The sequence below is a fragment of the Streptomyces scabichelini genome (assembly GCF_011045015.1).
Lineage (GTDB): Bacteria > Actinomycetota > Actinomycetes > Streptomycetales > Streptomycetaceae > Streptomyces > Streptomyces scabichelini.
In genome coordinates, this window is sequence record NZ_JAAKZY010000006.1 from 1 (window position 1) to 14133 (window position 14133).

General features: G+C 70.9%; 15 protein-coding genes. 11 read left to right on the plus strand and 4 right to left on the minus strand.

Annotated elements, in window-relative coordinates:
• The 3 genes from G5C60_RS03030 to G5C60_RS03040 form a co-directional block, all read left to right on the plus strand.
• Window positions 1–760: IclR family transcriptional regulator (locus tag G5C60_RS03030; protein WP_206439045.1), on the plus strand; the 760-nt coding region annotated here is incomplete at its 5' end.
• Between the two features lie 11 nt (window positions 761–771).
• The gene (locus G5C60_RS03035) at window positions 772–1287 is read left to right on the plus strand and encodes an FAS1-like dehydratase domain-containing protein (protein WP_165254589.1); all 516 of its coding nucleotides are present in this window, start codon (window positions 772–774) and stop codon (window positions 1285–1287) included.
• The gene (locus G5C60_RS03040) at window positions 1284–1691 is read left to right on the plus strand and encodes a hotdog family protein (RefSeq protein WP_165254590.1); all 408 of its coding nucleotides are present in this window, start codon (window positions 1284–1286) and stop codon (window positions 1689–1691) included. The genes G5C60_RS03035 and G5C60_RS03040 overlap by 4 nt, the downstream gene beginning before the upstream one ends.
• A gap of 1 nt (window position 1692) precedes the next feature.
• Here G5C60_RS03040 and G5C60_RS03045 read toward each other — a convergent pair whose 3' ends face one another.
• Window positions 1693–2640, minus strand: a complete 948-nt coding sequence (locus tag G5C60_RS03045; RefSeq protein WP_241266462.1) for an ABC transporter substrate-binding protein — start codon at window positions 2638–2640, stop codon at window positions 1693–1695.
• 179 nt (window positions 2641–2819) lie between these two features.
• Here G5C60_RS03045 and G5C60_RS03050 point away from each other — a divergent pair, with 179 nt between their 5' ends.
• From G5C60_RS03050 to G5C60_RS03080, 7 genes are read left to right on the plus strand one after another with little or no spacing between them, the layout of a single operon-like run.
• Window positions 2820–3842, plus strand: a complete 1023-nt coding sequence (locus tag G5C60_RS03050; RefSeq protein ID WP_165254592.1) for an NAD(P)/FAD-dependent oxidoreductase — start codon at window positions 2820–2822, stop codon at window positions 3840–3842.
• Between the two features lies 1 nt (window position 3843).
• Window positions 3844–4188 carry a ferredoxin gene (fdxA, locus tag G5C60_RS03055; protein WP_165254593.1) on the plus strand — a complete coding sequence of 115 codons (345 nt, stop codon included), beginning with the start codon at window positions 3844–3846 and terminating at the stop codon, window positions 4186–4188.
• Window positions 4185–4985 carry a 2-keto-4-pentenoate hydratase gene (gene mhpD / locus G5C60_RS03060; protein WP_165254594.1) on the plus strand — a complete coding sequence of 267 codons (801 nt, stop codon included), beginning with the start codon at window positions 4185–4187 and terminating at the stop codon, window positions 4983–4985. Before fdxA ends, mhpD begins: the two co-directional genes overlap by 4 nt.
• A gap of 2 nt (window positions 4986–4987) precedes the next feature.
• The gene (locus tag G5C60_RS03065; protein WP_165254687.1) at window positions 4988–5920 is read left to right on the plus strand and encodes an acetaldehyde dehydrogenase (acetylating); all 933 of its coding nucleotides are present in this window, start codon (window positions 4988–4990) and stop codon (window positions 5918–5920) included.
• Window positions 5917–6933 (plus strand): 4-hydroxy-2-oxovalerate aldolase, encoded by a 1017-nt coding sequence (gene dmpG / locus G5C60_RS03070; RefSeq protein ID WP_165254595.1) that lies wholly within the window; start codon window positions 5917–5919, stop codon window positions 6931–6933. Before G5C60_RS03065 ends, dmpG begins: the two co-directional genes overlap by 4 nt.
• Complete coding sequence (locus G5C60_RS03075) at window positions 6930–8006, plus strand: LLM class flavin-dependent oxidoreductase (protein ID WP_165254596.1); 1077 nt, start codon at window positions 6930–6932, stop codon at window positions 8004–8006. Before dmpG ends, G5C60_RS03075 begins: the two co-directional genes overlap by 4 nt.
• Window positions 8003–8797, plus strand: a complete 795-nt coding sequence (locus tag G5C60_RS03080; RefSeq protein WP_165254597.1) for an alpha/beta fold hydrolase — start codon at window positions 8003–8005, stop codon at window positions 8795–8797. The genes G5C60_RS03075 and G5C60_RS03080 overlap by 4 nt, the downstream gene beginning before the upstream one ends.
• 5 nt (window positions 8798–8802) lie before the next feature.
• Here G5C60_RS03080 and G5C60_RS03085 read toward each other — a convergent pair whose 3' ends face one another.
• A complete protein-coding gene (locus tag G5C60_RS03085) occupies window positions 8803–10386 on the minus strand; it encodes an AbgT family transporter (protein WP_165254598.1) in 1584 nt (527 codons plus the stop codon).
• Complete coding sequence (locus G5C60_RS03090; RefSeq protein WP_165254599.1) at window positions 10386–11672, minus strand: metal-dependent hydrolase family protein; 1287 nt, start codon at window positions 11670–11672, stop codon at window positions 10386–10388. The genes G5C60_RS03085 and G5C60_RS03090 overlap by 1 nt, the downstream gene beginning before the upstream one ends.
• Window positions 11673–11724: 52 nt before the next feature.
• On the opposite strand from G5C60_RS03090, the gene G5C60_RS03095 reads away from it, so the two are divergent.
• Window positions 11725–12894 carry an Lrp/AsnC family transcriptional regulator gene (locus G5C60_RS03095; protein WP_165254600.1) on the plus strand — a complete coding sequence of 390 codons (1170 nt, stop codon included), beginning with the start codon at window positions 11725–11727 and terminating at the stop codon, window positions 12892–12894.
• Here the strand turns inward: G5C60_RS03095 and G5C60_RS03100 are convergent.
• Window positions 12856–14016 (minus strand): amidohydrolase family protein, encoded by a 1161-nt coding sequence (locus G5C60_RS03100; RefSeq protein ID WP_165254601.1) that lies wholly within the window; start codon window positions 14014–14016, stop codon window positions 12856–12858. The genes G5C60_RS03095 and G5C60_RS03100 overlap by 39 nt on opposite strands.
• Window positions 14017–14133 lie beyond the last annotated feature (117 nt).

The following is a 14133-nucleotide window of genomic DNA, read 5'->3' on the forward strand; positions in this document are numbered from 1 at the left end:
TCTAAGAGACAGCCCCGCCTCCTGCCCCGACCCGATGAACTCCGTCCTTGGCAAGGTCAGACCGATCCTGGAGGCGTTCACCGTCGAGGACAACGCCCTCTCGCTCGCCGAACTGGTGCGCCGCACGGGCGTGGCCAAGGCCACCGTGCACCGGCTCGCCCAGGAGCTGGTGGTGTGGGGCCTGCTGGAGCGGACGGGCTGCGACTACCGGCTCGGGCTGCGGCTGTTCGAGATAGGCCAGCGCGTGCACCGGCAGCGCATCCTGCGCGAGGTGGCCCAGCCGTATATGGAGGACCTCCTGCTGGCCACCCAGGAGACCATCCACTTCGCCATCCACGACAGCCTCGACGTGGTGTATCTGGAGAAGATCTTCCCGCACCGCGGCCTGAACGAGGAGTCCCGGGTGGCGGGCCGGCTGCCGCTGTACTGCACGGCCACCGGCAAGGCGATCCTGGCCTACTCTCCCGGCTCGCTGTTCGCCGAGGTGGTCAGGAGCGGGCTGAAGCCGTTCACCCGGCACACGGTCACCTCACCGGGCCGGCTGCGCGCCCAACTGGAGCGGATCCGGGCGGAGGGCATCGCGACAGAGGCCGAGGAGATCCGCTTGGGTTACACGAGTATGGCCGTGCCGGTCTTCGGCAGCCAGTCCACGCTCGTCGGCGCGCTGTCCATCACCGCGCCCACCTACCGCATGGACCCCTCCGGGCACGCCACGGCACTGCGCACCGCCGCCCTGGGAATCAGCCGGTCGCTGCGGTGAGCCGGCACAACATGACCGCGGTACTGGACGAGGTGCTCTCCCGCGCCCGGAAGCTGGTCGGGCAGTGGGAGAGCGAGGACTGCGGCGTGCTCGGCGTGAAGGACTTCTGCCGGTACGCCGCCGCACTCAATGACACGGACTACATCCGCCGGGCCCGTGCCCAGGAGGCGGCCGGGGAACCGGTCGCCGCCCCCGCCCTGTTCCTCGCCGGAACGCTGAGCTGGGAGGACGGCCCGGTCGAGGGCGAACTGCGCCCGGACGGGCTCGCACTGCGCGAATCGCCCTGCACGCAGGGCCTGCCGGTACGCCAGGTGCACGGCGGCGAGTCGGTCCGGGTGGGCCGCCCCCCGGTCGCGGGCGCCCGCGTCACCGCCTCCCGCGCGGTCACCTCGGCCGATCACCGGCGCGGCCAGTCGGGCGAGTTCGTGCTGCTCGGGGTCACCACCCGCTTCACCGCGGAGGACGGAGAGGAACTGATGGCCGTGGACGAGACGATCGTCGTCCTGGACGGCGGGGTCGCCGCATGACGTCGGCTGCCGCCGAAGGGCAGGTCTGCCCGCCGCGCCTGTACTCCCACAGCAGGCTGCAGCTGTTCCGGTTCAGCGCCGTGTCGTGGAACTCCCACCGCATCCACTACGACGCCGAGTTCGCCGCCTCGGAGGGCTTCCCGGACGTCGTCGTGCAGTCCACGCTGCACGGCGAGACGCTCAGCAGGTACGCGCTGGAGTGGGCCGGACCCGGAGCCCGCCTGGAGTCGGTGAGCTGGCGCAACCGGGCGACCGCCGTGGCCGGGGAGAAGCTCACCTGGACCGCGACGGTACGTACGACCGAGCCCTGCGACGAGGGAGTGCGGGTGACGCTCGACGTCTCGGTCCTCAAGGACGACGGCGCTCCCTGCGTCACAGGGCAGGTCGGACTCACGCAGCTCTGACTCACTTCGCGTGCTGCTCGTACCAGCCCTTCAGCAGAGACGTCCCGAGATCCGGCGACTTCTTGATCAGGTTCTGGTCGAGGAGGAAGTCGACGATCTTCTTCGACTCGGTGACATCCGTGTCGTTGATGCCGCGGGCGGCGAAGGTGATCTCCGGCAGCACCTTCGTCGTCTCCGCCGCGGGGAGTTTCACCTGCTGGTTCGAGGCCTTCGCCGCGGCGGCGGGGTCGTCGGCGACGAGCTTGTCCGCGGCGGCCACCACCTTGAAGACCTTGCCGGCGACCTCCTCGTTGTCCTTGAGCCACTTCTGGTCGGTGAGCAGCCACTGCACGTACCTCACCCCGAAGTCGCCGATGCGCCCGGCGATATGACCGCCGTCGGCGTCGCCCTTCGCCGCCCACGGCTCGAAGAGGATGTATGCGTCGATCGAGCCCTGCTTGAGCATGCCGGGGATCTCCGGCGGCGAACTCTGCGGGATCTTCACCGACTTCGGATCGATGCCGTTGTGGCGCAGATACTGGTGCGTCGCGTACAGACCGAGCCCGCCGATCGACGCCATCGTCTTGATCTGCTTCGGGGACGTGATGCCATCGCGCAGGACGACCTTGAGGTAGCGGTCGGAGGACTGGAAGACGCCCAGGGACCGCAGCCCGGGATTGGACGCCATCAGCGGCAGGGCGGTGGAGTCGGCGTTGGCCGAGATCTGCGCGGTGCCCGCGGACACGGCCTCGGCCGCCGCGGGACCGCCTTCGGTCTTCACGAGCTCGACGTTGACGCCCGCCTTCTCGAACATGCCCCGTTCCATGGCCAGGTAGAACGGCGCATACGAGGCGTCGACGCCGAGGGCGACCCGCACGGTCGGCTTCCCTGCCGACGACACCCCTGCCGAGTCCGTCGAACCGGCTGTACAGGCCGTGGTGAGGACCAGTGCCGCGCTGGCGGCGGTCATGGTGCTGAGCCTGATACCGAGCCGTGGTTCTCTGTCCGTACGCATGTGGGTCCTCCGCTGGCGGGAAATCGTCGGACGCCGACCATCCCAGCGCTGCCCGGGTCCGCATAAGCAAGGCGTCCTGCTCACCGGAACGGACTCGTTGGGCGGGATCGCGGCCGTCCATACGCTCCCAGACCATGAGCGTTCTATCCGACGTGCCGGTGAGCACGGACGAGTCGCGCCGGATCGAGACCGACGTCCTGATCATCGGCGCCGGGCCCGCGGGCCTCTACGGCACCTACTACGCGGGCTTCCGCGGGCTGCGGGTCGCGGTCATGGACGTCCTGCCCCAGTGCGGCGGCCAGATCAGCGCCATGTACCCGGAGAAGCCCATCTTCGACATCGCGGGATTCCCGTCGGTGCGCGGCCGCGACCTGGTGGACAACCTGGTCGCCCAGGCCGAGCCGTACGGGCCCGTCTACCTGCTCGGCCATCGCGCGGTCGAGCTCTCCCACGACGCGGACGGCCATCCCGTCGTACGCAGCGACCAGGGGACCACGGTCCACGCCGGAGCCGTCGTGATCACCGGGGGAGTGGGCACGTTCACCCCGCGTCCCCTCCCGGCCGGCGACACCTTCCTCGGCCGCGGCCAGGTCTACTTCGTGCCCAGCCCGGCCGACCACGCCGACCGGGACGTGGTGGTCGTCGGCGGCGGCGACAGCGCCTTCGACTGGGCGGCGATGCTCGCCCCGATCGCCCGGTCCGTCACACTCGTCCACCGCACCAGCCGCTTCCGGGCCCATGCCGCGACTGTGGAGAAGGTCCGCACACTCGGCATCGAGATCATCGTGGACTCCGAGGTGAGCGCGCTGCACGGCTCCGCGCACCTGGAGCAGGCGGAGATCCGGCACCGCGTCAACAAGACCACCCGGCTCCTCCCGGCGCAGACCGTCGTCGCCGCCCTGGGCTTCACCGCCGACCTCGGCCCGCTCAAGGACTGGGGCCTGACCCTGCAGGCCCGGCGCATCGCCGTGGACACCCGGATGGCCACCAACGTCCCCCGCGTGTTCGCCGCGGGCGACATCACCGACTACCCGGGCAAGGTGCGCCTCATCGCCGTCGGCTTCGGCGAGGTCGCCACCGCCGTGAACAACGCCGCCACCGTCATCGACCCGGAGGCCCAGCTGTTCCCCGGGCACTCCACCGATAAGGAGAACTGAGATGGCGTACGTCATCGGGTCGGCCTGTGTCGACATCATGGACCGGTCCTGCGTCGAGGAATGCCCCGTCGACTGCATCTACGAAGGCGCCCGCAAGCTCTACATCAACCCGACGGAGTGCATCGACTGCGGGGCCTGCGAGGTCGCCTGCCCCGAGCAGGCGATCACCGTCGACCGGCGCGCCGAACCCGAACACCGCGAGGACAACAAGCAGTTCTTCGAGGTGGTGCTGCCCGGCCGGACGGAACCGCTGGGGACGCCGGGCGGTGCGAGCGGCGTGGGTGCCGTCGACGCCGAGTCGCCGCTGTTGTCCGGGGCATCCGGGGCATCGGGGGTGAGCTCATGACCGCCCCCGAGGTGATCAAGGTCGCGGACACGCTGGTCGAAGCGGGGCGCACGGGTACGGCCTGCCCGCCCGTACGCGCGCTGCTGCCCGAAGGTGACGTAGACGCCGCGTACGCGGTGCAGCGGGTGAACGTCGAGCGGGGCGTGGCCGCCGGGCGGCGGATCGTCGGCCGGAAGATCGGTCTGACGTCACCCGCCGTGCAGGCCCAACTCGGTGTGGACCAGCCGGACTTCGGGGCGCTGTTCGCGGACATGGCGGTCCCGGAAGGGGGCCGGGTGGCGGCCGGGCGGCTGTTGCAGCCGAAGGTGGAGGCGGAGGTGGCCCTGGTCCTCGGGGCCGATCTGCCGCATCGCGAGTGCACGGTGGCCGATGTGCTGCGGGCGACGGATTTCGCGCTGCCCGCGCTGGAGATCGTGGACAGCCGGATCGCCGGCTGGGACATCAGCCTGGTGGACACCGTCGCGGACAACGCCTCCAGCGGCCTGTTCGTGCTCGGCGGCACCCCCGTACCGCTGGCGGGTCTGGATCTGCGCGGGGTGCGGATGACGATGACCCGGGGCGGCGAGGTGGTCTCCGAGGGCACCGGTGCCGACTGCCTGGGCGGTCCGCTGAACGCGGCGGTGTGGCTGGCGGCGACGCTGGCCGGGATGGGGGATCCGCTGCGGGCCGGGGACGTGGTGCTGACGGGGGCGCTGGGCCCGATGGCGGTAGCCGCCCCGGGGGACCGGTTCGAGGCGCGTATCAGTCAACTGGGCCGGGTGGCGGCCGAGTTCGCGACGGAGGGAGACCGGTCGTGAGTATCCGTACCAAGGTGGCCGTCATCGGCTCGGGCAACATCGGCACCGACCTCATGATCAAGGTGCTGCGGTTGTCGGAGAGCCTGGAGATGGCGGCGATGGCCGGCATCGACCCGGACTCCGACGGCCTGGCGCGCGCCCGCCGTCTGAAGGTCGCCACCACCCACCAGGGCGTGGACGGGCTGGTCACCATGGACGAGTTCGCAGACGTGCGGATCGTCTTCGACGCCACCTCGGCCGGCGCCCACCGCCGCCATGACGAGGTGCTGCGCGGTCTCGGGCGCACGGTCGTCGACCTCACCCCGGCCGCCATCGGCCCGTACGTGGTGCCGCCGGTCAACGCGGACGCCCATCTCGGCGCAGGAAACGTCAACATGGTCACCTGCGGTGGCCAGGCCACCATCCCGATCGTGGCCGCGGTCTCGGCCGTCACCCCCGTGCACTACGGGGAGATCGTCGCCTCCATCGCCTCCCGCTCGGCGGGCCCCGGTACCCGGGCCAACATCGACGAGTTCACCGAGACCACCGCCTCCGCCATCGAGCAGGTGGGCGGCGCGGCCCGCGGCAAGGCGATCATCGTCCTCAACCCCGCGGAACCGCCGCTGATCATGCGGGACACGGTGCACTGCCTCGTCTCCGACTGTGACGAGCAGGCCGTCACCGCGTCCGTCGAGGCCATGGTCGGACGGGTCCAGGCGTACGTACCCGGCTACCGGCTGAAACAAAGGGTGCAGTTCGACAAGGTCCCCGCCGACGACCCGCTGCGCATGCTCGTGCCCGCCGACCCCGCCCCCGTGAGGGTGTCGGTGTTCCTGGAGGTGGAGGGCGCCGCCCACTACCTGCCCGCCTACGCCGGCAACCTCGACATCATGACCTCGGCCGCGCTGCGCACCGCGGAACGCCTGGCCGCACACCGGACGGAGGCGGCCAAGTGACCACCTTGTACGTACAGGACGTGACCCTCCGCGACGGCATGCACGCCATCCGGCACCGCTACACCGTCGAGCAGGCCAGGACCATCGCCACCGCCCTGGACGCGGCCGGGGTGCGCGCCATCGAGATCGCGCACGGCGACGGCCTGTCCGGCTCCAGCATCACCTACGGCGTAGGCGCCCACACCGACTGGGAGTGGATCGAAGCCGTCACCGACGCCGTCCGGCAGGCGACCCCGACCACCCTGCTGCTGCCCGGCATCGGCACCGTGCACGATCTGAAGCAGGCCCACGCCCTGGGCATCCGCTCGGTGCGCATCGCCACCCACTGCACCGAGGCGGACATCTCCGCCCAGCACATCCACGCGGCGCGCGAGCTGGGCATGGACGTGGCCGGGTTCCTGATGATGTCCCACATGGCGGAGCCCGCCGAACTGGCCCGCCAGGCGAAGCTGATGGAGTCCTACGGCGCACACTGCGTGTACGTCACCGACTCCGGCGGCCGGCTCACCATGGACGGCGTCCGCGACCGCTTCCGCGCCTACCGCGACGTGCTCGACCCCGCCACCGAACTGGGCATCCACGCCCACCACAACCTGGCCCTGGGCGTGGCCAACAGCGTCATCGCCGTCGAGAACGGCTGCACGCGCGTCGACGCCTCCCTGGCCGGACAGGGCGCCGGCGCCGGCAACTGCCCCCTGGAGGCGTTCATCGCGGTCGCCGACCTCATGGGCTGGCAACACGGCTGCGACCTGTTCCCGCTCATGGACGCCGCCGACGACCTCGTACGACCCCTCCAGGACCGTCCCGTCCGCGTCGACCGCGAAACCCTCAGCCTCGGCTACGCGGGGGTGTACTCCAGCTTCCTGCGCCACGCCGAGACCGCCGCCGCCCGCTACGGCCTGGACACCCGCGCCATCCTCGTCGAGGTCGGACGGCGCGGCATGGTCGGCGGCCAGGAAGACATGATCACCGACGTCGCCCTCGACCTGGCGGCGGCGGGGGAGCGGGCGTGAGCGTCACGCGGACGCCGCTCAGGGTCGGCATCCGTGTCCCGCCCTGCGACCGCGCGGACCGTGTCGTCGAGACCGTACGACGAGCGGAGCAACTCGGCTTCGACGACGTCTGGTTCCCGGACTCCCAGCTCCTGTGGCGGGACGTGTTCACCACACTGACCGCCGCCGCCCTGGGCACCGAACAGATCGGCCTCGGCACGGCGGTCACCAACCTGGCGACCCGCCATCCGGCTGTCGTCGCGTCTGCGGCCCGCAGCGTCGCCGAACTCGCCCCCGGCCGCTTCACCCTCGGCCTGGGGGTGGGCAACAGCTCGGTCGGTCCCATCGGCCTGCGCCAGACCACCTCGGCGGCGATGCGCGAGGGCCTCGGCATGGTGCGGGCGCTGCTGAACGGCAACGAATGGGACTTCGAGGGCAAGGTCCGCTCCCGACTGCGCGATCCCCAGCCCCGAGTACCCCTGCACCTGGCCGCGAGCGGTCCGAGGAATGTGCGGCTCGCCGGTGAGATCGCCGACGGCGTGATCCTCCTCAGCGGTGTCTCGCCGAGGACGCTGAAGGGCGCCACCGACCGCGTACGCGAAGGGGCAGCGGCAGCGGGCCGGAACGCCGACGACATTCCCCTCACCGTCTCCGCGTTCTGCGCGGTGACCGACGACATCGAGGCCGAAGCCCGGCTGCTCAAACCCGTCTGCGCCTCGATCGCGCAGAACGGCGGAGCGCCCTTTCTCGCCCTCGCCGGGATCGAGGCCGACGTACCCGCGAGGATCGAAGGCATCTACCCGGACCTCGTGCATGCCGAGGACTGGGACAGGGCGGTCGAGATCTGCTCGGCCTGGATCAGCGACGAGGCGGTCCTCCGATTCGCCCGGGAATTCTGCCTCTTCGGCACCGTCGAGCAGATCACCGAACGCCTCCTCACCCTGCACACCACCGGAGTCACCGGCGTCTTCCTCCAGCACGTCGGCTCCTACGACCCGCCCACCGAACTGATCGAAGCCGTCGGCGCCTCGGTGCTGCCGGCGCTTTCCGCTCCCGCGTCCCCTCCCACCCCGGCGAAGGCAGGTCACCGATGACGCACACCCTGCACAAGGGCTATGTCCCCAGCCCCTTCGGGCAGTTGCACTATGCCGAATGCGGCACGGGCGAGCCCGTACTGATGCTCCACCAGACCCCGCGCTCCTGGACCGAGTACCTCGACGTACTGCCCCTGGTCGGCGCCGCACACCGGGCGATCGCCATGGACACCCTGGGCTTCGGCGCCTCCGCGAAACCCGAGGGGCCGCACACGATCGAGCGGTTCGCCGACGCCGCCGACGCGCTGATCGAGGCGCTGGGGCTGGACCGCTTCCATCTCGTCGGGCACCACACGGGCGGGGTGATCGCAGTCGAACTCGCCGCCCGTCACCAGGACCGGGTCGCGAGCCTCCTGCTGTCCGCGACCTCCTTCGTCGACGAGGAGAAACGGCGTACGGCAGCCACGCGCAAACCCGTCGACCACGTCGACCCGAAGCCCGACGGCTCGCACCTGCGGGAGCTGTGGAACCGGCGCCGCGGCTTCTACCAGGAAGGGGAGGAGGCCGCGCTCAACCGGTTCATGGTCGACGCGCTGACCGTCCTCGACCGGGTGGAGGAGGGCCATGAGGCGGTGCGGCGCTACGTGATGGACGAACGACTGCCCCACATCACCGCCCGGACCCTCGCGGTCTGCGCCCCTGGTGACCATTACTCCCTCCCCTCCCTGGAGAAGTTCGCCGCCGCTCTCGGCTGCGAGACCCGCGTCCTGTCCGGCGGCCATGTCCCCGCCCTGGAGCAACTCCCCGAGGAATTCTCGAAGGTCGTCCTGGAATGGGTGGCGGCGGCGTAACCCGGTCACTTGAGGCCGATGTGCGCACCCGGCCCGAGCGGCAGATCGAACCCGTAGAAGATCCCCAGGATCACCAGCCACACCGCCAGGAACGGCACGACGAAGATGGCGAGCCGGGAGATCAGGGTGCCGAGCCTGGCCTCCGGCTCGTACTGGCGGAGCATGGCCAGGACGAGGAAGACGTACGGGTTCATCGGCGTGATGGCGCCCGTCGCCGAATCGCCGATACGGAAGGCCGCCTGGCTGAGCGCCGGACTCATGCCCATCAGCATGAACGCGGGAACGAAGACCGGACCCACCAGGGACCACAGGGCCGAGCCGGAGACGATGAAGAGGTTGAGGCAGGAGGCCAGCAGGACGAACACGACGATCGCCCAGAAGCCGGTCACTCCCATGGAGTTGAACAGGGCGGCTGCCTTCACCGCCAGCAGCACGCCGACGTTGGACCAGGTGAACAGCGCGATGACCTGCGCGGCGACGAACATCATCACGATGTAGCCGGACATGCTCTTCACCGAGTCGGTCACGGCGGTCACCGCGTCCTCGGTACTGGTGAGCTTCTTGACCGTGACGCCGTACGTGAGTCCCGCCAGCAGGAAGGCGCCGAAGAGGACCGGGACGATGCCGGTGAGGACCGGCGAGGGCACGAAGGCCCCGCCCTCGCCTCGCAGCGGCGCCCCCGGCGGCAGCCACAGGGCGAGGACCGCGCCCAGATAGAGGAGGACGACCAGGCCGGTGAGGAGCAGCCCTCGGCGCTGGACGGGCGTGAGGGAGAGGTCCTGCTGTTCGGGCTCGTCCGCGGCCGGCGCGTACGTCCCCAGCCGTGGCTCCAGGACACGGCTGATGAGGAATCCGCCGAGCAGGGCGAGCACGATGCTGCTCGCCGCGGTGAAGAAGTAGTTGATCAGCAGATGGATGTCGAGTCCGTCGGCGGCCGGGAGCACCGAGGCGGCCTGCTGGGTGATGCCGACGTACAGGGCGTCGAGCGAGCCGATGGTGAAGCCGGCGGCGTACCCCGCCGTCACGCACGCGAAGCCGCCGATGAGGCCCGCGACGGGATGACGTCCGGCGCTCTTGAACACCAGGGCCGCCAGCGGCGGCAGCACGATGGCGGCGACGTCGCTCATCATGTGTGCCTGACTGGCGATGAGCGCCACCGCGTACGGGAGCACGGCGCGCGGCACCCGGGCCAGGGAGGCCCGCATGACGGTCTCCAGCAGGCCCACCTTCTCCGCGAGCCCGACGACCATGATCAGGACCAGTACGGCGCCGATCGGCGGGAACGTCGCGAAGTTGGGGATCAGGTTCTCCACCAGCCAGCGCAGTCCCTCGCCGGTGAACAGTCCGGTGACCGGCTTGGTGTCGTCGGTACCGGGGACGTCGACGGAGATGTCGGCGAGGGCGAGGGCGGTGGAGACGAGGCCCAGGAGTACGAAGAGCGTGGCGAACAGGACGATCGGGTTGGGCAGGGCGTTGCCCGCCCGCTCGATCAGCGAGAGCACCCGGTCGAGTGCGCCGCGCCGCTCGGTGTCCGGGGACCTCGGGGACTTGCTGTCCGGGCCGGGGAGGCCGGTCAATGAGGACGACATCAGGGCTGCCTTCCGGTCGTGGCCCCTGGGAGCAGGAGGTCCTTGCGGATCACGCCGTCCTGGACGACGCAGACGATGTTGGCGGGATCGCCGAGGACGCCGATGTCCGTGAGCGGATCGCCGTCGCAGACGATCAGGTCGGCGGTGCGGCCGGCGGCCAGCGTGCCCAACCGGTCGGCGACGCCGAGGAGTTCGGCGGAGGTGCGGGTCCCGGCGACGATGGCGGCCATCGGGTCCATGCCCAGGTCCACCAGGTAGCTGAGCTCCATCAGGTTCACGCCGTGCGGGCCGACGGCGGCGTCGGTGCCCAGCGCGATCCGGGCCCCGTACTCGATGGCACGGGCGATGTTCTCCTTGGTCAGCCCGGACCAGCGGATCTTCTTCTGGTAGTGGTGGTCCGGCATCGTGTCCTTGTTGATGCCGGCGTACACGGTGGACAGCGTCGGTACGACGAAGGTGCCGCGCTCGCCCGCCAGCTCCAGGGCCCGCTCGTCCAGTCCGTAACCGTGCTCGATGCTGGTGACACCGCCTCGGATGGCGTTGAGGATGCCGGCGTTGCCCTGGGCGTGCGCGGCGACCGGCTTGCCCCCGTGGCGCCTGGCCTCATCGACCACGGCCCGGATCTCCTCCTCGAGGAGGCCCTCGTCCTCGGGCTGGTCGTAGGGGCTGCCCATGCCGCCCGTCGCGCAGACCTTCACCACGTCGGCGCCCTCGCGCAGCACCCGGCGCACGGCGAGGCGGGCCGCGTCGGCGGTGTCCGCGATCTCGGACATCCCGGCGCTCAGGTCGGTGCCGTCCGGCAGGCGTACGTCGGCATGGCCGCCGGTGTGGCTGATGATCCGTACGGCCGTGTGCAGCCGGGGGCCGACGATCCGGCCGGTCTCGACGGCGGTGCGGTAGCCCGCGGACAGACCGGCCAGATCGCGGGCGGTGGTGATGCCCGCGTCGAGGGTCTGCCGCATCCGCGCGGCGGTGTCCAAGGTGACCAGCACGGGGTCGAGTTCGGCGCGGCGACCGGGCGGCGAGCCCTGCGCGTACGCGAGATGGACGTGGCAGTCGAAGAAGCCGGGCAGGACGGTACGGCCGCCGGCGTCGACGGTCTTCGTCGGTGTGGTGTCGTCGGGCGCCGTGGCCGCGGGGCCGGCGTAGGTGATGGTTCCCTCGGCGTCGGCGACAACGACGGCGTCGTCCACGGGAGTTGCCCCCGTGCCGTCGATGAGCCGGGCGTTGTGGAACCGCAGAGCGGTCCTGACGGTCTCTCGTTCCTGCTGCATGGCATCCGTCATGGCGGGCGGAATCACTCCTCCGGTATCGGGAATGTGGGATCGGTTAAGGCGAATGGAGTGTGGAATGCACAAGAAAACCCGGTGTGACGGTGCAGCTTTCGGCCTCGATTCCCGCGAGACGCGCAGGAATGCGCCGCCCGGAGAGGCGCAGGATCGTGCCGTGCCGGCGCTGGACGAGCTCGACCGGTCCGTTGTGCACGCGCTGCAGATCCGTCCCAGGGCCTCGTGGACGCTGGTCGGCGAGGTGCTCGGCATCAACCCGGTGACCGCGGCCCGGCGTTGGCGGCGGCTGGAGGAGGCCGGTCTGGCGTGGGTGACGGCCTACCCGCGGTTGTCCAACTCCCGGATCGTGGTGAGCGGGGTCGTGGAGGTCGACACGGAACCCGGTGCCGCGGAGGATGTGGCGCAGGCTCTCGCGGCGGAGTCGGCGGTGGCGAACATCAAGCTCATGGCGGGCGGCCGGGACCTGGTGGCCACGGTGCAGGCCCGCGACCTGAACGAACTGGCCCACCTCACCACCCTGCTCTTCCACGGAACGCCGGGGGTAGGGGCCACACGTACGCATGTGTCGACGGGCGTGCCCACCGAGGGCAGCCGGTGGAGACTGCGCAGCCTGGACGCCGTCCAGTGCGCACGGATCGAGGCGGCCCTGCCCGTGGCGCCGGCCAGGGGGGAAGCGGCGAGCTGGGACACCCTGGACGCACACCTCATGGAACTGCTGAGCACGGACGGCCGCATGTCCCTGCGGGGCCTGGCGGCGGCGACCGACGCCGGTCTGACGACGGTGCGCCGCAGACTCCAGTCGCTGCTCGCCTCACGGGTGAGCCTGCGCTGCGACCTGGCCCGGCCGCTGTCCGGGTGGCCGCTGTCCGCGGTGTACTTCGCGTCCGTACCCGGCCAGTACCTGGAGGAGACGACCCGGATGCTGGCCGGTGTACGAGAGGTCAGGTCGTGCGCGATCACGGCGGGGCCCAACAACCTCGTGATCGATGTCTGGCTGCGTACGCTGGCTGACGTGCACGCCTTTGAAGCCCACTTGTCGCGCCGACTGCCGCGCCTGACCATCGGCGACCGCTCGGTGGTGCTGCGCACGGTCAAGCACATGGGGCGGCTGCTGGACCGGGACGGGCGCTGCGTGGGCGTCGTCCCGCTGCGGAATCCGCACGGCCCGCTCCCGTCGGGCTCAGGCCTGACCGTGGGCTCGGACCTCTCGGTGGGATAGCGGCAGTCCGTAGACGCGGCAGGCGTTGTCGCGCCCCGTCCACCGGGCGATCCGGAGTGCGTCGGGAAGGCTCAGTTCGTCGGCGTCCACCCGGTCCTGGAGCAGTGCCGCGAGGCCGTGCCGGAAGGCGAGCGCGCCGAGCTGGTAGAACTCCGCGACTCCGTAGGCGTCGGAGCTGTAGAGCAGTTTGCGGAACGGGGTGATCTCGAGCGCCTCCTCCAGGATCGCCCGCGCCCGGCCGGGACCGACGTAGTGCAGGGTCGGGCCGACATCGAGGTACACCTGCTCGAAGACCGTCGCCAGATAGGCGGCCTGGCGCTGGTAGGGCCAGCAGTGCAGGAGCAGCACGGGAATGGTGCCCGAGGTCAGGTGCAGCCAGTCGGTCAGCAGGCTCGGATCCACCCGGTGCATCCGGATGTCGCTGTCCCCGAAGCCGGTGTGCAGCTGGAGCGGCAGCCCGAGGTCCACGGCGGTCCACAGCAAGTGCCGTACGAGAACCGGGTCGTCGAGTCGGCCGCCGCGCGCGAGCCACCCCCTGGCCGCCTCGGTGACGTCCGGGTCCGAGGGGCGGACCGGGTCCAGGTCGAAGCCGGTGCGATAGGCGGCCACCGACTTCACCGCGACGACACCCGGCCGCCGTACGGCGTCCTGCGCGGCCGCCCGGAAACGGTCCGCGTACGCGTCCGGCTCGACTCCCTGCGCCGCCACTGCCTCGGCGACGCTCTCGAGCCGCACGACCTCGTACGCGGCCGCGCGGGCGTCCTCGGCCAGCTCCCCCGGCGTGGTGAGGCGGTCGGGGGCGTACCCGGTGTCCACACAGAAGACGTCCGTGCCCGCGGCGGCGAGAAAGCGCCGGTTGACCTCGCGCCCGCCCAGTTCGGCCCGTCGCGCGAGGTACTCCTCGGGCGGCGCGTGGCGTGGGAGGTCCAGCAGGGGAGCGCAGTGGCGGCGGACGGCCACGCCCACGGGGCTGTCGAACAGCGAGATCCCCGGCCACACCCCGCCCTCGGTGATCAGCGACTCGAAGCGCTCGCGGTCAAGGTCGGCGGCGGTGACACCATGGCAGTGGTGGTCCACCAACCGCACCGCGGCGAGCGCCTCTTGGACGGGTCCGGCGCCCATCAGTTTCCTTTCGAGGAGACCACCGGCTTCAGCCGGTGGGGGGAAATCGAATCCTCGGGGCCGGGCTGGTCCTCTGCGACGCCGCTCGGCCGGCGACGCGGGAAGCCCGCGCGTTCA

What these genes read in the sequence shown, in the direction of transcription:
- G5C60_RS03035 (WP_165254589.1), top strand. Translation starts at nt 772, where the DNA reads ATGACCGCGGTACTGGACGAGGTGCTCTCCCGCGCCCGGAAGCTGGTC.
- G5C60_RS03040 (WP_165254590.1), top strand. Translation starts at nt 1,284, where the DNA reads ATGACGTCGGCTGCCGCCGAAGGGCAGGTCTGCCCGCCGCGCCTGTAC.
- G5C60_RS03045 (WP_241266462.1), bottom strand. Translation starts at nt 2,640, where the DNA reads ATGACCGCCGCCAGCGCGGCACTGGTCCTCACCACGGCCTGTACAGCC.
- G5C60_RS03050 (WP_165254592.1), top strand. Translation starts at nt 2,820, where the DNA reads ATGAGCGTTCTATCCGACGTGCCGGTGAGCACGGACGAGTCGCGCCGG.
- fdxA (WP_165254593.1), top strand. Translation starts at nt 3,844, where the DNA reads ATGGCGTACGTCATCGGGTCGGCCTGTGTCGACATCATGGACCGGTCC.
- mhpD (WP_165254594.1), top strand. Translation starts at nt 4,185, where the DNA reads ATGACCGCCCCCGAGGTGATCAAGGTCGCGGACACGCTGGTCGAAGCG.
- G5C60_RS03080 (WP_165254597.1), top strand. Translation starts at nt 8,003, where the DNA reads ATGACGCACACCCTGCACAAGGGCTATGTCCCCAGCCCCTTCGGGCAG.
- G5C60_RS03085 (WP_165254598.1), bottom strand. Translation starts at nt 10,386, where the DNA reads ATGTCGTCCTCATTGACCGGCCTCCCCGGCCCGGACAGCAAGTCCCCG.
- G5C60_RS03090 (WP_165254599.1), bottom strand. Translation starts at nt 11,672, where the DNA reads ATGACGGATGCCATGCAGCAGGAACGAGAGACCGTCAGGACCGCTCTG.
- G5C60_RS03095 (WP_165254600.1), top strand. Translation starts at nt 11,725, where the DNA reads ATGGAGTGTGGAATGCACAAGAAAACCCGGTGTGACGGTGCAGCTTTC.
- G5C60_RS03100 (WP_165254601.1), bottom strand. Translation starts at nt 14,016, where the DNA reads ATGGGCGCCGGACCCGTCCAAGAGGCGCTCGCCGCGGTGCGGTTGGTG.